The organism is Brevundimonas vancanneytii, from assembly GCF_901421975.1.
Classification (GTDB): domain Bacteria; phylum Pseudomonadota; class Alphaproteobacteria; order Caulobacterales; family Caulobacteraceae; genus Brevundimonas; species Brevundimonas diminuta.
The window spans coordinates 85292-104915 of record NZ_LR588407.1 but is presented as its reverse complement, the minus strand read 5'-3'; the positions used below and the strand labels follow the sequence as shown (position 1 = coordinate 104915).

General features: G+C 68.1%; 24 protein-coding genes and 1 pseudogene. 7 read left to right on the top strand and 18 right to left on the bottom strand.

The window, feature by feature from the left end; all coding sequences use genetic code 11:
- Positions 1-11: 11 nt before the first annotated feature.
- The 17 genes from FGL25_RS00515 to FGL25_RS16740 form a co-directional block, all read right to left on the bottom strand.
- On the bottom strand, positions 12-1319 hold the full coding sequence (locus FGL25_RS00515; RefSeq protein WP_138140642.1) for a phage tail tube protein: 1308 nt from the start codon (positions 1317-1319) through the stop codon (positions 12-14).
- 38 nt (positions 1320-1357) lie between these two features.
- Entirely contained in the window at positions 1358-1783 is a 426-nt protein-coding gene (locus FGL25_RS00510) for a hypothetical protein (protein ID WP_138140641.1), read from the bottom strand.
- The gene (locus tag FGL25_RS00505) at positions 1780-2094 is read right to left on the bottom strand and encodes a head-tail joining protein (RefSeq protein ID WP_138140640.1); all 315 of its coding nucleotides are present in this window, start codon (positions 2092-2094) and stop codon (positions 1780-1782) included. The genes FGL25_RS00510 and FGL25_RS00505 overlap by 4 nt, the downstream gene beginning before the upstream one ends.
- Positions 2095-2098: 4 nt before the next feature.
- Entirely contained in the window at positions 2099-2467 is a 369-nt protein-coding gene (locus tag FGL25_RS00500) for a hypothetical protein (protein ID WP_138140639.1), read from the bottom strand.
- Positions 2468-2509: 42 nt separating this feature from the next.
- Positions 2510-2851: a DUF2190 family protein gene (locus FGL25_RS00495; protein ID WP_138140638.1), complete on the bottom strand. Its 342-nt coding sequence runs from the start codon at positions 2849-2851 to the stop codon at positions 2510-2512.
- An 86-nt stretch (positions 2852-2937) separates the two neighbouring features.
- On the bottom strand, positions 2938-4995 hold the full coding sequence (locus tag FGL25_RS00490; RefSeq protein ID WP_138140637.1) for a prohead protease/major capsid protein fusion protein: 2058 nt from the start codon (positions 4993-4995) through the stop codon (positions 2938-2940).
- An 11-nt stretch (positions 4996-5006) separates the two neighbouring features.
- Positions 5007-6545 (bottom strand): phage portal protein, encoded by a 1539-nt coding sequence (locus FGL25_RS00485; RefSeq protein ID WP_138140636.1) that lies wholly within the window; start codon positions 6543-6545, stop codon positions 5007-5009.
- Between the two features lie 2 nt (positions 6546-6547).
- Positions 6548-6766: a phage head-tail joining protein gene (locus FGL25_RS00480; protein ID WP_138140635.1), complete on the bottom strand. Its 219-nt coding sequence runs from the start codon at positions 6764-6766 to the stop codon at positions 6548-6550.
- Positions 6766-8937 (bottom strand): phage terminase large subunit family protein, encoded by a 2172-nt coding sequence (locus tag FGL25_RS00475; protein WP_138140634.1) that lies wholly within the window; start codon positions 8935-8937, stop codon positions 6766-6768. The genes FGL25_RS00480 and FGL25_RS00475 overlap by 1 nt, the downstream gene beginning before the upstream one ends.
- Positions 8934-9548 (bottom strand): hypothetical protein, encoded by a 615-nt coding sequence (locus tag FGL25_RS00470; protein WP_138140633.1) that lies wholly within the window; start codon positions 9546-9548, stop codon positions 8934-8936. The genes FGL25_RS00475 and FGL25_RS00470 overlap by 4 nt, the downstream gene beginning before the upstream one ends.
- Positions 9549-9746: 198 nt before the next feature.
- Positions 9747-10427, bottom strand: coding sequence for a hypothetical protein (locus FGL25_RS00465; protein WP_167493265.1), 681 nt, complete (start codon positions 10425-10427; stop codon positions 9747-9749).
- A 312-nt stretch (positions 10428-10739) separates the two neighbouring features.
- A complete protein-coding gene (locus tag FGL25_RS00460) occupies positions 10740-12302 on the bottom strand; it encodes a DNA primase family protein (protein ID WP_138140631.1) in 1563 nt (520 codons plus the stop codon).
- Positions 12299-12745: a hypothetical protein gene (locus FGL25_RS00455; protein WP_138140630.1), complete on the bottom strand. Its 447-nt coding sequence runs from the start codon at positions 12743-12745 to the stop codon at positions 12299-12301. Before FGL25_RS00455 ends, FGL25_RS00460 begins: the two co-directional genes overlap by 4 nt.
- Before the next feature lie 23 nt (positions 12746-12768).
- On the bottom strand, positions 12769-13512 hold the full coding sequence (locus FGL25_RS00450; RefSeq protein ID WP_138140629.1) for a DUF7146 domain-containing protein: 744 nt from the start codon (positions 13510-13512) through the stop codon (positions 12769-12771).
- Positions 13509-13862: a DNA methyltransferase gene (locus FGL25_RS16925; RefSeq protein WP_197733783.1), complete on the bottom strand. Its 354-nt coding sequence runs from the start codon at positions 13860-13862 to the stop codon at positions 13509-13511. Before FGL25_RS16925 ends, FGL25_RS00450 begins: the two co-directional genes overlap by 4 nt.
- A gap of 334 nt (positions 13863-14196) precedes the next feature.
- Positions 14197-14904, bottom strand: a complete 708-nt coding sequence (locus FGL25_RS16745) for a hypothetical protein (protein ID WP_167493264.1) — start codon at positions 14902-14904, stop codon at positions 14197-14199.
- Positions 14901-15263 (bottom strand): hypothetical protein, encoded by a 363-nt coding sequence (locus tag FGL25_RS16740; protein WP_167493263.1) that lies wholly within the window; start codon positions 15261-15263, stop codon positions 14901-14903. Before FGL25_RS16740 ends, FGL25_RS16745 begins: the two co-directional genes overlap by 4 nt.
- 89 nt (positions 15264-15352) lie before the next feature.
- On the opposite strand from FGL25_RS16740, the gene FGL25_RS00440 reads away from it, so the two are divergent.
- Together FGL25_RS00440 and FGL25_RS00435 are read left to right on the top strand one after the other, a co-directional pair.
- Positions 15353-15820: a hypothetical protein gene (locus FGL25_RS00440; protein ID WP_138140628.1), complete on the top strand. Its 468-nt coding sequence runs from the start codon at positions 15353-15355 to the stop codon at positions 15818-15820.
- A gap of 547 nt (positions 15821-16367) precedes the next feature.
- Positions 16368-17135, top strand: coding sequence for a LexA family protein (locus FGL25_RS00435; protein ID WP_167493262.1), 768 nt, complete (start codon positions 16368-16370; stop codon positions 17133-17135).
- Here FGL25_RS00435 and FGL25_RS00430 read toward each other — a convergent pair whose 3' ends face one another.
- Complete coding sequence (locus FGL25_RS00430) at positions 17136-17537, bottom strand: hypothetical protein (RefSeq protein WP_138140626.1); 402 nt, start codon at positions 17535-17537, stop codon at positions 17136-17138. It lies immediately after the preceding gene.
- 248 nt (positions 17538-17785) lie between these two features.
- On the opposite strand from FGL25_RS00430, the gene FGL25_RS00425 reads away from it, so the two are divergent.
- The 5 genes and pseudogenes from FGL25_RS00425 to FGL25_RS17075 all read left to right on the top strand — a co-directional run.
- Entirely contained in the window at positions 17786-18214 is a 429-nt protein-coding gene (locus FGL25_RS00425; RefSeq protein WP_138140625.1) for a hypothetical protein, read from the top strand.
- Positions 18214-18633, top strand: a complete 420-nt coding sequence (locus FGL25_RS00420) for a hypothetical protein (protein ID WP_138140624.1) — start codon at positions 18214-18216, stop codon at positions 18631-18633. Before FGL25_RS00425 ends, FGL25_RS00420 begins: the two co-directional genes overlap by 1 nt.
- Positions 18630-18875, top strand: a complete 246-nt coding sequence (locus tag FGL25_RS00415) for a hypothetical protein (protein WP_138140623.1) — start codon at positions 18630-18632, stop codon at positions 18873-18875. Before FGL25_RS00420 ends, FGL25_RS00415 begins: the two co-directional genes overlap by 4 nt.
- Positions 18875-19036: a hypothetical protein gene (locus FGL25_RS16735; protein WP_167493261.1), complete on the top strand. Its 162-nt coding sequence runs from the start codon at positions 18875-18877 to the stop codon at positions 19034-19036. Before FGL25_RS00415 ends, FGL25_RS16735 begins: the two co-directional genes overlap by 1 nt.
- A 1-nt stretch (position 19037) precedes the next feature.
- Positions 19038-19529: pseudogene (locus FGL25_RS17075) on the top strand (ParB N-terminal domain-containing protein); the annotation flags it as partial.
- Positions 19530-19624 lie beyond the last annotated feature (95 nt).

Sequence of the window (19624 nt, the reverse complement as noted above, 5' to 3'; positions counted from 1 at the left end):
CAGATCTCCGCTCAGGCTGCGCCGTAGGCCGAACCGGCCACGTCGTTGTCCAGGATGACGGTCAGCGCACGGCCGAGCGTCGGGTCCACGGCGGCCTGATAGCCATAGTCCGCCTGGATCCCGCCCGGGCCCGTGACCGGCCGCTTCGCCTTCGGCAGGAAGACCCGGTGCAGCACCAGGCGCAGCGAGAAGTCGGTGCCCGGCAAGGTCCAAAGGTACTCCAGATCGCTGGCCTCGCCGTTCTCCGCCTGCAGCTGCAGTTCGGGCCCGCTGTAGCGCACGCCGATCTGCCCGGTCAGCGCCAGGGCGCCCTCATCGATCCCGCTGACCCGACCGTCGCTGCGGATGGCGGGCACGGGGTCCAGCCCGTTCGACAGGTTGAACTGGCCGCTGACCAGGTCCGCGATCGGCACGCCATGGCGCAGCACCGATCCCGAGAACTGCGAGAACCGGGCGACCGCCATTTCCGCCGCCACGGCGCCCGCCGCTGACGCCGTGTCTACGGATTCGCCTTGGGCGATCAGGCCCAGCGTCGCCGTCAGGTTTCCGCCCCGCTGCATCTGAACGCCCAGGGTGTTGGCCTTCACGCCGTAGTTCATGTTGAACGCCGGAACCTCGGGGTGCTGGATCTCGATCGAGGCCGAGGGCAGGACAGCCGCTCCGCTGGTGAAGGTGTGGCGATAACCGCCGGACGCAGCCCCGCCAGTCAACGTCGCGCCCGAGACGCTCGCGTTGGAAGCCGGCGTGGTGCTGGCCTCGAGCGCAAACGCATTGCCTGCCACGCCCAGGGCGTCGTGCTGGATCAGGATGGCGTTGCCGCGATCGTTCTGCCGATAGCTGGCGGCCTGAACGCCGGTCGCCGCGCTGGCGTTCAGGACGCGCACGGCGTTCGCCACCGTCGCCGGCAGGGTCGCGCCGATCTGGATCTGATTGGCCGTCGGCGTTCCGGTGACGAAGGTGAACGTCTGGCCCCCTACCCCAATGGTCCCATTGTTCGCCGGTTGGGCGGCGAAGGTGATGGCGCCGCGCGCCGCCTTGCCCACCGCGCTCGTCGGCGCGCCCAGCAGCAACCGCAGCCACACGCCGATCTGACGCGCACACATCGGCACGACGGCGTCGCCCGTATTCGTCACCGCGTCCCGCCCGGGTTCGCTCGGCTCGCGCCCGCGGCCCAGCAACTCGCCGTCGATCAGCGGCTGCTCCTCGCCCAGCGACGCCGAGACGAAAGCCATCAGGCCAAAGCCGGCGGCTGGAGCGAAGCCGAAAGTCTGTTCAATCGCCAATGCCATGCGGGCGTTGGCGCCGCGTGCGCGTGCCATGTCAGTTCTCCGTTAATGCCGAACCGATGGGTCGGGCGTCAGTGCAAGGGGGAAGGAATCGTGTAGGTCGCGATCAGGTCGAACATCGCGGTCGCGACGCTGGGCGCTCCGGCTGCGGCCAGATCATCAAGATCCGGCGCGGTCGCCTCCAGCCACTCGGTCAGGCCGCCCAGATCGCGCGCGCCCTCGATGACTTCGCCCAGCTCGGCCAGCATATCGCCCAACCCATGGCTTCCGGTCGCGCTCGGAGAGACGATCTCAACGCCGAAGGCGTGGTTGTAACTGTAGGAAAGCGGCGACAGGGTCACCTCGGGCTCGCCGGGGTCGCTGTCGCGAAGGATCACCAGGCCTCCGGCGGGCGGGCGCGACGGGGCTTCGGCGTCGCGCTTGACCTCGGCGTTTGGGAAGACCCGCTTGAGAAGCGCCTCCAGCGCATCGGCTACGGCGTGGCGATGCAGGGTCATTCGATCGTCTCCGTCACCGGGCAGAGCCACACGCCGTTGCGATCCAGCAGCGGGTCCGCGAAGATCGTGAACCGCCGCCCATTCGTCAGCCGGAAACCCTTACCCTCGGCAGGTGACGACACCTCGCTGCGCCGCACGCGCATGGTCATCGCCCCGAAGATGAGACGGCCGCCGTCGCCGAAGCCGGCCGTCTCGTCGCCCTCGGCCAGCCGCACCCGCACAGGCTCGGGACGGTCGTCATAGAAGGCGTCCTCCCCCAGGCGCGCGAAGATCGCCGCCTGGAGATTCTCGCGCACCTGGGGAAAGGACATTGGCTCAGACGCTCTCGAAATGGTCGACGGAGACGTCGCCCTTTTTGGCGGCCTTGATCTCGGCCTCGGACGCGAAGCGGGCCCGGCCGGCCCCGCGCAACATCTCGGCCTTGGCCGGCGGCGTGGTGAAGATCTGGCCGACGCCGAGCGCATCGTGACCCGGCTGGACCCACACGCAGAACGTCTTCTTCCCGGTCTTGACGGCCGCCTCCGGGCTGGACGGCGGGTTGGGATTGGCGTCCGGCGCATTGCCGATCGGCGGAGCCCCGCCCTCGATCGAGGCGGCCGCGGGAGGGGTCTGGTCCGACGTTTGCGGGGCAGGAGTCGGGGAGGCCTGCCCGGAGGCCGTCGTTTGCGGATTTTTGATCGTCATCGGTCTGTCCTTTGAACAGGGAGCGAGGGGACCAGCGCCGGCCTAGGCCGGCTGCTGGAGACGGAAGCGGCCGACGGTGGCCGCCGTGGCTTTTGCGGCCACGGCCTTGCCCACCTTGGTGTTGCCCGCCGACGTCTTGGTCAGGCGCTTGGCGGCGGCGTCGAAATAGACGTCGTCGCCCACCGCCCAGGCCTGGCCGGATCCGGCCCCTTCAGCGGCGTGATCGAACACGCCCTCCGCATGGCCCGCCACCGTGTCGCCGGCGGCGTTGGAGGTGGCGGCGATCAGGAACAGCGTGCCGAACAGCACGCCGACGCCCGAGGTGGTGCCGCCCGACGGCGCGGTGAAATCGATGACTTCGCCGCTCTGGATCTTGGTCTTCATAGTGCAGGTCCTCTGCTGGAAGCGAGAAAGGCCAAGGGCCGCCCATCTCTGGAGCGGCCCTTCGCGAGTTTGCCGGTCGTCGGAGGTTACTGGCCGGGGTTCTGGTAAAGGCCGCGGAAGTCGATCGCCTTCACCCCGAAGTCGAGGCGCGCCTTGTATTCGATGCCGTCGACGTCGAAGCCTTCCCGCTCATCCAAGAAGACGCCGTCTTCGCCCTCGAGATAGGCGTACTCGATCGTATCGATCACACCGGAGTCGGCGGCCATGAACCAGGGCGTCGCGCCCGCCGCGCGGTTGAGGCGCGACTCCACGATCAGTTCGAACGCCCCCGCATAGACGTTCACGTCCGAGGTCGCGGTCGCCTGGATGGCCTTCAGCAGCTTGGCGGCCCTGACGCGGTCCTTGCGGGCGACGATCAGATACTTCGGCTCCAGGTTCAGAACCTCGCCCTGAAGCCCCTTCTGAGCGCCCATGGCGATTTCCGCTGCCTCCAGCGATTCCTCGCTGATGGCGGCCCCGACGCCGAGGTTGCCGTGATCGCCGTGGAACAGGGCGACGCCGTCCGACATGTTCGGATTGGCGATCAGCGGCGCATAGGCCGCGTCCGACTCGAAGCGGGCCGCCGCGGCGCCCATCAGGCTCGGAATGCGGGTGAAGGCGTCCACGTCGTCGTTGATGAGGGTCTGACGGGTGATGGCGAACTTCCGGCCGTACGTGGCCAGGGCGTAGACCTCCTTGCCGTCGCCGATCGTGCCCATCTTGAACTCGCCGCCTTCCGGCACCAGCAGGAAGTTCGGAGCGGCGCCCAGCTGCAGGCGCGACACCTGACGGAAGTCCTGCACCGTGGCACGCCGCTGCCAGCGTTTGAAGGTCTGACCCGCCTCGGTGTAGCCGGCGCGCAGGGTGGCCCGCGTGACGTTCGACAGGACGTTCGGGAAATCCGACGTCGTGTGCTGACGGCTCAGCGCCATGTCAGCCAGTTCGCGACGGCTGAGGCCGCGCACCCTCTCGCCGTTCGCCTCCAGGTTGGCCCGCGCCATCTCCAGCAGGCTCATGCCGCGATACTCGCGAGCGCTGTCTTCCAGCTCCACGCCGTCCGGGTTGAACCGATGCTGCAGGGCGTTCGCCATGGCGGCTCGCTGCGTGTCGCGCTGGTCGCGGCTGACCCGCGCCGCCGACATCGCCGGCGTCACCGGCGCTTCGCCGCGTTGCTGGGCGCCTGCGGCCTCCAGCATGGCCCGGCGGGCGGCGTCGGGCGTCATGGTTTCGGCCCAGGTGCGGATCTGGCTTTCCTCCAGCCCGAACGAGCGGCCCATGGCGGCGAAGTCGATGGCCTCTGCGGCCGAGAAGCGCACGGCGTTCGCTTCGGTCGGGTTGGCCGGGGCCGGCGCCGGGTCCGCCCGGCTTTCCGCCGCCGCCGTCGGGGCGGCCGCGTTCGCTTCAGTCGGGTTGGTCGGGGCGGCCCTGGCCCCGGTATCGGTTTCGGGAGCGAGCGCAGCGGCAGCGGCGCTGCCCGGCAGGCGGGAGCGGATCATATCATCGTCCTCTTGAGGGGTGGCGTTAGCGCCGTCAGCGCCGGGAGAAGAAACCGCAGAGCGCACCCCGGCGCTCGCATCTGCGGGTACGGCGACAAGGCTCGCCTCGAGCAGCTCCCAGCGCGTGGCGCGCCAGGTTTCATGCCCTTTGTCATCCACGGTCACCGCCACCCACTGGGTGACGCGGTAGCCGATGGAAACACCGGTCAGTTCCCCGCGCGACACCATGCCTTCGGCGGTGCGACCGCGGTCGGTGTCGGCGAAGGTGAAGACGCCGATCAGTCGACCATTCTCGATACGGGCCGAGGTCACGGACCCCAGAACCGCATCCATCTCCCACTGATTGTGCGAGTCCAGCAGACGGCAGATGCCCGCCGTCACCCGGCCCAGGTCGATGGCCTGGTCGCTGATCTCCAGCTCCTCAGTGAAACTCCAGCGCCGCACCGGCGACCCGGCCGACAGGACGGCCTCAACTGTGCGGGCGGCGGCGTCGTAACTGGCCGCGTTGAACACCAGGGCGCGCGTGCCCTGGCTGTTCTCGCCCGAGGGCGGGGCGCGACGTTCGGCGTCGAGCGCAGCATCCTGCGCCCGCTGGGCAGAGCGGATCATGATTTTTTCCTTCAGTCTTCGCTGTCGTCGCGGGGCCGGGCGAACCCTGCCGGAGGCTGCAGCGCGCCGGAGCGCGCGGTCTTGCGAGGATCGCCGTCCAGGACGAGCCCGAGCCGGTCGACCAGATCGTTGAACTCGGCCATGGCCTTCAAATGCTGGTCCGGGTCCAGGCCGCGGGCCGAAAGCATGTCTGGATAGCTGAGCGAGCCCAGCCGCAGTTCCATTTCCATGGCCAGCAGATCCTTGGTCGGATCCAGAAGACGACGGACCGGCATGGCGAACTGGGGCTTCACGTCCAGATAACGCGCGTCGCCGGTCTTCATCGCCAGCCTCCGCATGCACCGCATCACCGCCGGCTGGCAGAAATGCGGAACCATCATGTTCTGCTGCCAGTCGTCCAGGTTCGCCCAGAAGCCGAGCATCTGCGCCCGCTGGCTCGAATAGTTGGCCTGCGAAGCATCGCCCGTCATCAGGAAGTAGGGCACCAGATTGGCCGCCACGCCCTTCAACTTCATCCGCATGAAATCAACGCCGTCGCCTCCCGACGACGGATTGAGCGAGGTGGCGGTCTCGCCGGGGCGGGCGCGAAACACCATGCCTGGCCGGATGCGGTCGGTCCCCCGCCCCCGGCCGCCTTCGGCCCCGGCCGCGCCTTCGGCTCGGACCTCATCAAACGGACTGCTCGGGCCTCCGCTGTCCGGCGGCGTCAGCACCAGGGCGAGGCAGGCCTCGACCTTGCGTTTCATCAGGATGGCGTCCTCGTAGTCCCCGCCGTCTCGCAGATCCATCGCCACCGGCGCGAACCAGCTGACGCCTCGCGTCTGCCCCGGGCGAAGGGCCTCGAAGACGTGGTCCACATGGCGGGCATCGAAGCGCCGGCTCTGTCCGACGTAACCGCGACCGTCGCCCGGATGCTTGTCGAACAGCCAGAAGGCGCAACGAAAACCCGCAGCGTCGTATTCGACGCCCTGCACTATGCACCCGCCGTTCGGCAGACGTTCGACCTCCTTGGTGTGGTCCAGAAGGTCCCCTTCCACTACGAAACAACGGCCGTCGGGCCCTCGATCATCCGGGTTCCAGATCGCCAGCCCTTCGCCGCCTTCGACCACAGCGCGGATCAGCATCTTCTGCTGCCCGTAGTGATCTTCGCGTCCGTCGAGCCGGCTCTCCGCCGTCCGATCCCATTCCTCCTGAGCCTTCCTGGCGACGGCCTTGTTCTTGTGCGTCATCCGCGCCGTGATGCCGTCGCCGACGACATTCGCCGCGATCTGGCGCACGGCGGACGCCGCGTATTTGTTGTTGCGCACCAGCTCCCGGGCGCCGTTGCGCAAGCGCGGCAGCGCTCCGCGGATCTCCCGATCGGCGCTGCCGCCGGTGCGCTTCCAGCCGTCGGTGCGCCGCCCGCGCGCGGCCGCGTCGTACTGACGCATTTCCGCCAGGGCCAGTCGCTCGGCCATACGGCGACGGACCCGCTCCGGCGCGAACGGCTCGATCAGCCCGTCGATGAAACGGCTGGCCTGGGCCGCAAAATCGACCGTGCTTTGCGCCATCGTCAGTCCCTCGTGAAGCTGGGGGCGGAGAAGCCGAAGCCGTCGCCCCTGCCAGCGGCGCGCTGCGACGCCGCCAGCTTTTCGGTGAAGTAGGCGAGGGCCTCGCGCAGGTCCTTGATCGAGCGATAGGTGACCCGATCGCCCTGCGATTCCACCGTCAGTTCTCCCGAGCCGAGCGCGGCCTCGAGGGCGGCGACCTTCGCCTCCATTTCTTGCGACATCAGTCGAGCCATCCTGCGTTGTCGTCGATCCAGTCGTCGTCACCGGCCGCCGGGCTTCGGCCAGGCGCGTCGGCGCTCGCGCTGGCGGCCGCGAGCGCCGACGGTTCCGGCGGCCTCTCGCCCTCGGGCGACGACGACGCGGCGGGAACGGGGCGATTGGCCAGGGCGATCAGATCGCCCTGAGCCGGGTCGGGGGACGCGTTTCGGAAGGCCGCCAGGGCCAGCCAGTCCGCGTCCGATTTGAGGTCCAGCGCCATCGCCTCGGCGGCGGCGCGATTATAGATGCGGCAGTCGAGCCAGTGGTTCTGGCGGCCGCTCTCGACTTCCCACACTCGGGTCGGCTGACCCGACTTCATCTTCACGACCACGCTCTCGCTGGTCAGCTGATCGAAATAGTCGTCGGTGGCGTCTCGGCCGAAGTGGACCCGCCCCTTGATCGCCTCCGGACGCTCGCCCCGCTGCTCGGCCTCGGCCTGCTCGATCGACGCGCGCAGGAAACCGAACCAGCTGAGCTTGGCCCCATAGGTGCCCACCAGGTGCGCCTCTTCGCCCGCAACCTTGCGGCGCCGCGCCTTCTGTCCTTTGCCGGGGTGAAAATGGATCGGTTGACCGCGGCCGAGGATCGGCAGGGTCCAGCCGGGCCGGCCGTAGACCGGAATGCGCTTCGGCGAGCGGCGACAGAAGGCCTTGGTGGAGTCGGTGTTGTAGCCGGCGTCGACGCAGATCATGTCGAAGCCGAAAGATTTCCCGCCCGGCAGAGTGAACGTCTGCTGTGCATATGCTTCCAGCAACGCCCAGGCGCCCTGTCCCGGAACGTCTGTGGTGCCCGGAAGGAAGCGGTGATCGAGGCTCCAGTTCTCCAGCCCCGCCGCCCAACCGAGCGCCTCTAGATAAATCCCGTCGCCCTGGACGTCGCAGCCCAGAGTGAAGACCAGCGGACCCCAGGGCACTTGCCCCTTGCCCCACTCCTGTTCGCGCAGAACGGCCAGCGATTCCGCCGGCGGCGCATCGCCCTTCAGGACGAAGCTCTCGCCCAGCATCAGGTTCGTCCAGCTGCGCAGCCGGTTCACGTCGCCCTGCGCCGCCACGAACCCGGCGCACAAATCCGCCCATGTCAGGAAGGCCGAGATGATCCCTGTGATGCAGTAGCCCGGGTTGCGGCCCTGAACGTCGCGGCCGCGCAGCCGCTGGAAGTCCTCTTCGCTCAGCACCCGCGCCGGCCGCTGCCCGTCGATCTCGACCGTGGGCAGCCAGCCGTCCGGCAGGGACATCGCCTCCTTTTCCCAGTGCTGGATCACGACGCCGCAGCAGGGCGCCTCCAGATGCGCCTTGGCCGGTTCCCCGTCAGGCCATTTAAGATCTGCAAACACCAGGTCGAAGCGGTCGCCGCAGTGTTGGCACTTCAGGTAGTAACGACGCTGGTCGCTTTCGCCGTAGGCCCGCTCGCTCTTGGACGCGCCCTTGTTCGTCGGCGTCGAGATCTTCAATCGCTTGGCGATGCCTTGCCGGGTGAAGACCGTCAGTCGCGCGGTGATCATGCTTTCCGGCGAGCCCTGGTTGTCCAGGTCGTCGGGAAACTGATCCAGATCGTCCTCGATCACGTACCGGATCGAGTGCTGGCGCAGCGTGGCGGCAGAGTTGGCCCCGGCGATCAGCATCCAGCCGCCCTTGCGGAACCGAACCCGCAGCGCCGTCGTGCCCTGGCCGTCGCGCGAGCGCTTCGGCATCACCACGCCGTCGCGACGGTCCGGGCTGAGCCGGGGCGAGGCCTCGACCATTGGCCAGAACTTTTCGGCCAACCAGTCCTTCGCGGCGGAGATGGTGGGACCGACATACATCATCGGACCCGGGGCCACGTCGGCGATGTAGCCGATCCAGTTCTCGCCCGTGACCGACCCACCCGACTGGGCACATTTGATGATCGTCACCTCGCTGCATGGATCATGCGGCGACAGCCGGTCCATTGGTTCGACCAGATAGGGCGCCTTCTCATTCCGGAACGGCCCAGGCACCGGGCTGTCGTCCGAGAAGTGCCTGTGCTGGGCGGACCAGTCCGACACGCTGATGCGCGGCGGCGGCCTCAGGCCCTGAGCCAGCGATCGATCCACGCGCACGGCGTTCGCCGCCAGGATCGCGCCCGCATAACCATCAAATCTCACGGCGGCGTTCATGCTGCCTCCGCTTCTTCGTCCGCCTCCTCGTCCAGACCGGCCAAGGCAACATCAGCCTGCGCCTCGGCGCTGGCCTCGCTCTCAATGTCATCCGCCAGCCGGGCGAACACGGCGTCTAGCTCGGCGCTTAGCAGCGACGTGATCGTGCGCGGGTCCGTCTCGGCCGCGAGCCGTTCGGCCAGATTGCGCACGGTGGCCTGGACGCGCTCCCGGATCATCCGCCCGCGCTCCGCCGTCCGCCGCTCGACCTCGCCCAGCGAGACCAGGTTGCCGAGCGCCTTCTCGTTATCGATCCGGCGGCCGATGATGCGCTCGCGCGCCTCTTCCATCCGCACCGCCTCGGCGCCGGTCATCGTCGCCGCGCGGGCCGGCGCTGTAGCCGGCGCCTCGCCCGCCTCTACTAAGGCCGCCTCAGCTGAACGAGGCCGGCCCCGCGTCTGATCGATCGAGCCTCGAACCAGCAGATCAGACTTCTCGGCGTCGACCAGTTGCTTGCCAGGGCGCATCGGATCTTCACCGAAGACCAGCAGCCCCTTCCGGGCCCAGTTGGAAACAGCCGAGGCACCCACGCCATGGCGCTTGGCAAACTCGGACTTCATGAGCAGCGTCATGGAGTTCACCGACTTCAGAATGTTTCGAATGCTGCAGCTAACGCGAAGTTGCGCTCAGCCCCACCGCATAGGGGCTACCCCGGCCAGAAGGGACCCGCTGTCGCCCTAAGTCATTGATGCGCCAATGAAAAACCCGCCTCGGCCGGGATGGCTGGGCGGGCTTCAGACGCAACTTCAAGCGATGACTAAATGCGTGAACTAACGTGCCGTGATTCGCAAGCCCCACAGTGAAGCGCCCGCTCGACCCGACGTTGCGGTCAGTCGCTTGGCCGCCGTATCGAGGCCGAGACGGATGGCCTTGAGCCGCAGCGCATACCCGTTGCCGCCCGTCGCCAGTGACCGGAGCGTTCGGCCCTCGCCGGCGATGGCGCGCAACACCACCAGGCTCAAGCCAGACGGATCGGCCGCCCGAACGCTCTCCTCGACGTCGCGCACCCGTACGCCGGCGTAGGCGCGCAGCAAGCCTTGAGCGCATGCCCCATCCGTGGACTTGGCCGGGATGCGGGTCTCGCCCACGCGGCCCAGCTGCGAGCCCAACACCTCGGCCTCCGTGGCCTCCAGCAATCGGCGATAGAGCAAGCCGACGTTGAACTGCGCCTCGCTGATCTGCCCCCGCTCGAACATCTGAGCCAGCCCGTCCCGGTCGACCACGCGCTTGGCCTTGGAGCGACGCGCATCCGTGACCGCCTCGCGCCGCGCCCGGGCAGCGGCGAGCACCGCTTCCAGATCGGCGGCCAGTTCGTTTCGCACGCGCTCCGCCATGCGGCCCGCCTGGGCCCGTTGACGGCTATCGCCCAGGCTAAGGGCCGCAGCTTCTCTCAGCGCCCGGCGCTGCTGGGGCGAGACCCCCAGGGCGTCAGCGTTGCGATGCAGGTGCATCGCCAAGCTCTCGTTATTTTCTCTTTCGATGAAGGTCATCTCATCCACACCTAAACGCACCGCACCATCCGCACCGCACACCACAGACGGACGATCGCCTGCGCATCCGCACCCGCTCCGCCCGCGCGCCGCGCGCTTATGAGGCCGAACCCGCCTCGACCGTCTGTTTCGTCTGTAAGGTCTGTAACGCTCGCCTTTTCAGCACCTTGGCTGACAGGCCTTGCGCCGCGCTACAGACCGACAACCCTCTGCACGGCCCGCCGCCTCTCAGTTCTCCGCCCCGCCGATGGTCTGTTCCTCTGTGATCGTCTGTCATTGGCCGTCCCAGTTGGGCTCGAGGAACGCAGCATCCCCCTCCGAGCCGCCGGCGCCGGACTCATCGTCAACCGCGCGCGAGGGGATGAACTGCCCCTTGAGCTTCAGCCCTCTGCGGGTGACCCGCCCATTGGCGTTCATCCCGGCGGTGAGGATCTGCAGGTCGCCCAGGGCCGCCCCGAACGACTTCTGCGACATCGGCTTGTCGTGGCCCTGATCCTCCATCCACGACTTGTAATCGCGATAGAGCGAGCTGGCCTCGACCCGGCTGTCGGGATCGCGCTCTGTCCGCGCGTCCAGCCATTGCACGAACGGGTTAGACCCCTTGCGGTAGTCCTCCAGCGCCTCCGCGACGGATGCGGGATCTTTCAAGCCCTCGGCCATCCAGATCCGCGTGCCCTCGACGATCCACGCCAGAATGCCTTCGGCCTCCGCTTTCAGTTTGCGCGGCAGCGCGCCGTCGCGTTCCTCGGGGGGCACCTGGACGCGGAAGGGCACGATCTTCAGCCGTCGCCAGATGCCGTCGTCCGTGTCGTTGATCGTCGGCCGCCGGTTGCACTCGATGAAGGGCTTGCCCAGGGGGTCGAACTCAAACAGCCCCTGGCGCAGCTCGCGCGCCTTGATCCTGCCGCCGCCGGTGAACTGCTTGATCGCCCCCGTGGCCAGCTTCGACCCTGACGGCGGCTCCCCGGCCGAGATCATGCGCGTGTCGCCCGCCAGCGCCGCGATATCCGGACTGGCTTCGCTCCCGCGTTTCACGCCGGTGTCGAGGAATGTCTCGATCGCGGCCACCGTGGAATAGCTGCCCAGGGTGTCGCGCACGGCGTTGACGATGGTCGACTTGCCGTCGCCGCCCTTGCCCTGAAACACGAAGAACTTCTGCTCCTCCGTGCTCCCGGTCGCCGCATAGCCCAGGGCCTTGTGGACATAGGTCCGATCCTCTTCGTTCGGCAGACTGAAATCCACCACCCCGCGGAACAGAGGCGCCGCCGCTTCCGGGCGATAGTCACAGGCGGTCATGCGCGTGAACCGGTCCCGCGGATCATGTCCCGGCTGAAACTCGATGACCGGCGCCCCATCGGCCTGGCGCCGCCAGCGCACCACCCCATTGCGGCAGTTCAGCGCGAACGGATCCCGGTCGAACTCCTCGATATCGACCGTCAGATAGGGCGCCGCCACATTCATCATGCCGGCCAGCTTGCCGCTGTTGCCGCTGCTGACGGCGAAGTCCCTCAGGGACTGACAATACTTCGCTGAGAACCCCTGCTCCTCCGCCTGCGCGGCTCTCAGCTGCATCTGCTCGACCAGGCCGGCCACGACCCGGGTGGCGTGACGGTGGGCCAGGTCCTCGCCCCGATCGAGGTTGAAGGCGCCCTTGTAAAAGGCGATCCACCCGCGCCGGCGCAGATACAGCACCGTGCAGGCCGACAGGTCCGGATCGCCCCATTCGTCGAACACGCCGCCGGCCATCCTGATGAAGCGCTTGGCGTTCCCCAAGTCGCTCAGCTCATAGTTGGCCAGTTCCTCGACGCCGGCCGCAGATGCAAAATCGAAACTCAACACAGCCCCCTGGCCGCAAGTCGCGCCCGCAGCTCATCATTGAAATCCCGGCCCGGCGCGGGGGCCCAGATGCGCACGGCGTGCGCCCCGGCCTTCCGCCACGCCTGTTCGGCCAGACCCGCGCAGATCCGCGCCCGCGTTTCCGCGTCCAGCGGCCGCTTCCACGTCCCGCCGGTCGCCTTGCGCGCCTTGACGCGGATCTCGCTCATGTCCCGGTCGATGCAGATCCGCACCTCGCCCCAGGGCGCGCACGCCGGCTCAGTCCAGGTGAACGCCGGCTTTTCCGGATCGCCCGCCGGGGCGTCCGGGTTGACCCGACCGAACCGATCGCTCGCCCAGCCGCCCTGCAGGGCGCCGAGGCTCAGCGCCGCCGCCGCCCGGCACGGCTCACCGGCCAGGATCGCCGCCGACAGCGACGATTCGATCCCTTCCGCCACGATCAACGGGCCCTCTCCCGTCGGGGGCGTCAGCCACACCCCCCCGGCCGCGTCACGCCGTCGGCGCGGGTCCAGCCCTGCGGGCCCCACATGCGCTTCGCGGGCTCCAGCTCGGCTTTTCCTCGCCCGTCGGCCGACAGATAGGTGACATGCACGCCCCCGGTCGGCATGGCCGTCCCGGCTGGCCCGATGACCATCACCAGACCGATCATGGCCCCGGCGGTGCGCGGCCGATCCAGTCGGCCCGAGTGATAGGCGCGCGGATGAAAACGCAGCAGGCCCAGGGCCAGATCAAGCACGCGCCCGGTGATCCCGCGGGCCCGCAGATAGGTCTCGACCAGGGTGCCTCGGGCAGGCTTGGCTTCCCGCCACAGCCGCGCAGCCAGTTCGGCCTTCCACCGTTCATCGGCCTCAATGTCCGGCTGAGGGCGAACAGCCCGCCGGGGCCGCTCCGGCTTGGCCTGGGCGAACCCCTGCGCCGGGACAAAGTTCTCGCCCGCCAACCGCGCTGCCGCATCGCGCAGGCCCTCCGCGCCGGTCCCGTGCAGCAGATGCTCCAGCTTGATGACGTCGCCGCCCTCGTTGCAGGCGAAGCATTTGAACACCTTCGAACGCGGCTCGACCGAGAACGCCCCGCCGGCCTTCTTGCCTTTGGACGCGCCGCACAGCGGACACTCGCCGCGCATCTGCCGGCCAGCGCGGAACAGCTTCACCCCGGCCACCGCCTCAATGTCCGCCGCCGCGAAGGCCCGTTCGAACAGGTCGTCGCTCATATGCTGACGCCCTCTGCCGCGCGCACAGCCTGTTCGATCCGCCGGCAAGCCGTGTCGAAATGTTTGCCGTCCAGCTCGATGCCGGTGAAGATCAGGCCGCGTTTGACGGCCGCCACGCCGGTTGAACCGCTGCCCATGAACGGGTCGCAGATCCGCGCGGCGTTGATTGTCGCCAAGACCTTGTCCATCACCGCCTCAGGCTTGACGGTCGGGTGATCGACGCCGGTGAAGCGCCCGTTCTCGCTCAAGATCCAGCGAGCCTTGTCGGCCAGCGTCCCGATCGGGTGAGCGCCCGACAGCCAGGCGTGAATCCAGAACTCGGTGTCGGGCCGATAGTGCTTGTTGGCCACCGCAGGGCGTTGGTTTTGTGCCAAGCGCAGACGACCGTCCGGTAGAAACGGGCAGCCAAACGCGGCAGAAGCTGCGGCAGCTGATCGTTGTGACAGAAAACCGCGATGGACCGGAACTGCGCCGGCGAACAGATGACGTCGTCGAATCCGCGGTCCAGACCGCCGGCGGCGATCTCATCCATGTTCGGCCGCGCCTTGCGAAACCGCCCGCCGCCAGCAGTGCTGAAAGCATAGGGCGGATCGAACACCCCGGCGTCCTGGTCCCCCAACGTCGGCAGAAGCTCATAGCAGTCGCCCAGGTACAGCGTTGCCGGGCCTATGACCTCGACACGGCTCATGCCGCCACTCCGAACTCGAGCGCGTCCGCCATGGCGTCGTCGTGGACGTCGAACAGGTCCGCGACCTCCTCGACGTCCCAGCCGGCCGCAACAAACCAGCGGGCGAACCGCAACTTCTTTGCGGTCATCGGCCTCAGCCGACGCACGCCGTGCGCCATCGGCCGCGCCGCCGCGGCGGGCGCGGCCGATCGCTGCGGCTGCGCGGCGGCCTTGGCGTTTCGAGCTGCGCTCGCCGCCTTCGGCGGCTGCCGGCGTCGCCGCCCGCCAGCCGCCGCGTCATCTGTCGACCGACCGTCCCGGCCAGGCTTGCGCGCCGCCGCCGCCCGCTCGGACTTACGCGCAGGCGCGCTCGCCTCCGCCGCCGGCGAAAGAGGGCGCGGCGGGCTCGCCTGATGCCCGGCCGTCAGGCCCGCGCCCTGCAGGGCCTCCGCGACCGTCAGCATGTGATCCAGGGTGATCCCGGCCTTGGCCAGCATGGTCGGCGCCAGCCTCTGCGCCTCCAGCCGGAACAGGCGCGCTGCGGCGGCCTTGCTGCAGCCCAGTCGGGCGCAACAGCCGGCCGCCGCCATCATCCGCGCCTTCTTGTGCCCGCGGCCGGGCGCGAACACCTGCGCCGCGTCGATCCCGACCTGTCCCGCCGCCGCGACGATCGCCACCGCCACGTGCGCCGCCGTCAGCTGCACGGCCTGCCCAGCCCCGCTCATCCGTCGATATCCTTACGCTCGCGGCGCGCCGCCGCGCCCTGATGTCCGGCCAGCGCCTCGCGCGCCGCCTGGGCGGCCGCCTTCAGCGCGCCCTGCAGCTCGCGCCGCCCCGCCGTCGTCTCGGCGCAGTACCGCCGCGACAGGCGCGACAGCTGCACGCAGGGGTTTGATTTGGTCACCACGCCCGGCGCGCAGGCGTTGCGGGCTGCGTCAGCCACCCGCGCCAGCGCGCTTGTCGGCTTGCTCGGCGCCGCATCCGCCGCCCCTTCGGCCTGGGCGATCAGCTCGTTCCAGCAGGCCTCGTCGTCGGCTGTCATACGGCCATCGGGGCCGCCGCGCAGATTGCCGAAGCGGCTCATGGCTGGCCCTCGGGCTTCGTCGGGGGCGAGGTTTCCCTCGCCCCCGACTCGGCCTTCTCTCTGCGGTTCCACGCACAGGAGAGAAGACGATGGACGAGGTTGTGAAGTGGGCGCTTCAGGTCGTGGCCGCCCTCGGCGCTCTCGGCGTCTTCTGGCAGCTCTGGGTGGCCCATCGCGCCCAACGGACGGCCCGGCTGGCGCTTCTTCAGCTCGCCTGCCGGGGCGACGGCGAGGTTTTCGTTGTCGAGGTCATCTGGCGCGGCCCCAGCGTGGCTGAGGGCCTCCAGATCGAGGCCCGCCTGCTGGCACCCCGCGACGCGGTGATCGCCCCAAACGAGACCCTGCAGCAGGGCGCACCCTCGCGCCAGGCGTCGGATATGCTCTGGCGACCCATCTACACCCGCCAGCGGGTCCACCGTGCCCAGGACGTCATGACCCGCTTCCGCGTCACCAGCCCCCATCAACTGACGCGCGTACGCCTTCAGTTGACGCTGAAAAGCACAGCGACAAAACGATCCCTCATAAAGGTCACACGCTGGCTCAGCCCCTCGGCCTGACCAGCGCTGATAGTCGCTATAAAGCGCGGCCGCTCCGTCGGCCACGGCGTGGCCCTCGCTCAGGCCCGCCGCCTCGATCAGTTCGGGGCCCCGGATTCCGGCCTGATAACGAACGGCGCCCGTCCCGCCGCGCTGATTTCCGAACCGGCTCATGGGCGGGCCTCTTGGGGCAGAAGACGGTTGAGGTGCGGCGGATAAAAGTCAGCCGCCGTCACCTCTCCGTTGGTCCACTCCACGATGCGCGCCAGAAGCGCTTCGTGAGGAACCGTGCGGCCCGCATCACCGAAAGGCCGCGATATATTGCGCACAGTCTGCCGGGAGCAGCCCAGAGCGGTCGCGGCTGATGCGACCGAGATGCTCCGAGCGAACATCCAGCCAGCGAGTTTCGGCTTCAAAATGGGGTCGGGGGTATGGCCCATAGCGGCGTCCTAATCCAAAGACGCCGGCAAATCGCAAGTGATTTGCTGGACAAGGCAAGAGTTTTCTTGTCAACTGCACAATGATGTTAGCCGTCGCATACACCGCGAGCCGTGGGCAACTTCCGTTTATGATGGAAGAAACCCTTGCTGCGCCTGACGATGATGCAGAGGCTAAGGCCTTGGGCGAGGCGCTCCGAGCCCTACGTCAACGGGCGGGCATGTCACAAGCCGAAGCCGCCAGCGCCATGGGATTAGGCTCAGGCGAGGCCTGGCGTGTTTACGAGATCGGTAAAGCTCCGACAATTTTCAAACCGGGCGTGCAGTTCCGATTGGCCTCAGCGGTGAACGCCAACCTCGCCGATCTCCACGCGGAACGTGACCGCATCGCGGGGCGCGCACCCGTTGCAGCGCGCTTGGCCGGCGACCCATTCCGCGGCGGGGAGCGCACCGAGTTGCCGATCCGCGACCGCATCCAGGCAGGGGCTTGGCTTCTGGCCGATGACACGATCCAGGAGTTTCCGCGCACGTTCCCTGCCGCGCGCGACGGCCGCTACCCATTTGCCAACCAGTGGATTTCGGAAGTCGCGGGCGACTCCATGAACCTGCTCGGCATCTACAACGGCGACTTCGTCCACTGCGTGGACGCCATCGATATCTCTTACTACCCCCGACACGGGGACGTTGTAGAAGTTGAGCGGCTTCGAAATGCCGGCCGCGAGCGCGAACTGACGCTCAAGCAGATCGAGATGACGCCCTCCGGCTTCGTCCTGTCGCCAAGATCCACCAATCCCCGCTATCAAGAACCGCTGCGACTGAACGACGGCGTGGCGAACGACGATGAAGAGTACGAGGTGCGCATTCGTGCCCTGGTCGTAACTTCAATGCGCCGCTTCTGATCAGAACATTGCCGTCGGAAATCCACTGAAGGGCGCTGGCCGGCAGGTACCTTCCACCTTGTAGTATCGCGGCACGATGCTGATCGTGATCGACAGCAGCTTATGAGCCCCCGTGGTTCTCGATACGTCGTGCCAGACGGACTGACGCTCCCTTCGCGTCTCAGAACTTTTCTCATCGAAGACCAAGCGATCCGGATTGACCTCTTTGAGGTCGAAGATCCGTTCGCAGTGCGCCCAACACCACTTGCCAGCATCAAGATCGACTCTGAAGCCGTAGCTGTAGGGCGCCTCAGGGCCGTTTAGCTCCTCGCTGCGCGTGCCTTCGCACCGCAAGTCGAATCGCTGGGCAGTCTGCGCAGCCGCCGGGAACGCTCCCAGTAGGCTTACGGTCAGCGCAACCATCGTGGATCTCATAAGCTCTCCCGCCATCCCTCTCAGGGCAACTTTTCACATCAGATATCAACGCTCAACCCAACCAGACGACTGCATGTAGCAAGCGAAACACTGGCGACCGGCCAAAGATCGCTTGACGATACAAACAAACGCTTGGCATGTTTGCGCCGTCCCGCGCCGTTCGGTTGGGTTTGCCCCCATCCCCCTCCCGGCGCTCTTCCGTTTCGGCGCGGGGCGTCCCTTTGGAGGAGCGCCCCATGGCCCACGGATTTTTCCAACCGTCCACCGCCCCGACGTCAGTTCCGGACGCGCACGCCGTGCGCCCGGCTCAAGACCATGATTTTTACGGCGCCGTCCCGGTCGTCAGCATCGATGACGACCTGCTGGACATCATCGCCCAGCTGCACAGCGCGCCCATTCGGTCCTTCGACCTCTCGACGGCCGCGGTGATCTCGGGCCCCTTCGTCGAAGGGCGCATCTGCATCCGCATGGACGGCCGGTCCTGGTCCCTGCCGACCGTCTCCTGCTCCGTCCTCGCCCTGCTGGTCCGACTGGAGCGGTCCCTGCGCGCCTGCGACCTCTTCGCGGACGCCTTCAACGCCGCCGTCGTCCAGGCCGAGGCCAAGGTCGACGCCGTCAACGCCTGGTCCGCCCGGGTCCGTCCGACTGATGGGGATGAAGGTTGATGGCCTCCGCCCTTTCCTTTGCCGACGCCACCGCCATGCGCGCCGCCCTGGCGGGCAACGATGAAGGCCCCCTGGTCGTCATCGAACTGCGCCCGCCCTGCCCTTCCGAACGGATCGAGATCTCGGGCGGCTTCGACGGTCCCGACCCCGTCCACGTCGTCAAATCCCTCTGCCGCGCTCTTGAATGCGGCCCCGGCGCCCTCTTCGCCGTAGTGGATCCGAACGCCCGCGACCTGAGGGGCGACGCGGCCCGTTGCTACGTCCTGAACGCCGCCGAACAGCGCGTCGCACGCATCTGCGGACTCAGCTTCGCCTATGTGAACGTCGCCGCCTCGGCCCTGTTCAACCGCAACTGGCGGCCGGGCCAGAACAGGGAATGGGCCGACCAGGGAATAAGCTGCGGGGAGGCGGGGATATGAGCCCGCTCGCCTCCGCCGGCGCGGCCCTGCTCATTCTGACGCCTCTCCTCGCAGAGCGAGCCCTGGGCTGGATGCTCCAGGCCGGGATGGCCGCCGCCTACTCCGACCTTGGATCGGCCAAGCCCTCGCCGGGCGTGCCCTGGGATCGCGCGGCGAAGATCCGCTGCCTCCAATCGTGGATGCTGACCGCTCTGGCCGTCTCCGCCGCCTTTCTCGCCGGCTTCTGCTGGGGGCGGCTCTGATGCCCGCCCGGCCACGCCGCACCGGCCCCGTCCTGACCGACGCCGCGCGCGAAGCCTTCGCCGCCGCCCTGGTCGTCCTTCTGGCCATCGCCTTCGCCGGCGCCGCCCTCGAGCGGGCGGGACCGGCCCAACCTCTTCCCGATCAATACCGGATCCGCTGACATGGCTTCTTCCGCACAGGCTTCCCCCGCTCAGCGCGAAATGCGCAAGCCCGACTTCCCGGCCGTCGTTCACACCTACACCGACCTGCTGCGCCTCTTGCGCGAACAACCGCACGGCGACGCCGCCCATCTGGCCGGCCTGACCGGCCGCGTCACGTCAAACGTCCGCCGCGACATGCACAAGCTGATCGATGCCCAGGTGGTCGAGCACGACGGCGCCTGCTGGCTTCTGACCGACAAGGGCCGCCAATGGGTCGCGGGCCAGGACGTGGCCGAAGGCCTTGCTTCGGCCGACGGCTCCGCCGCGCCTGTCACCCGCTGGCCGGTCGACAAGATCCGCCCGAACCCGGCCAACCGTCCCGTCGATCGCGAAACCATCCCCGACCTCGCCCTCTCGATCATCGGCGCCGGCGACGTTCTCCAGCCGCTGATCCTGACCCCGGCCGATGCGAACGGCGTGCGCATGATCCTCGCCGGTGAACGTCGCTGGCGCGCCGTCCGCCTCATCATGGATCAGGACGCCGAGACTCATAACGAAAACATCCTCGACGGCGAACCGGCCCTCTTCAACGACAGCCTGCCCGTCGA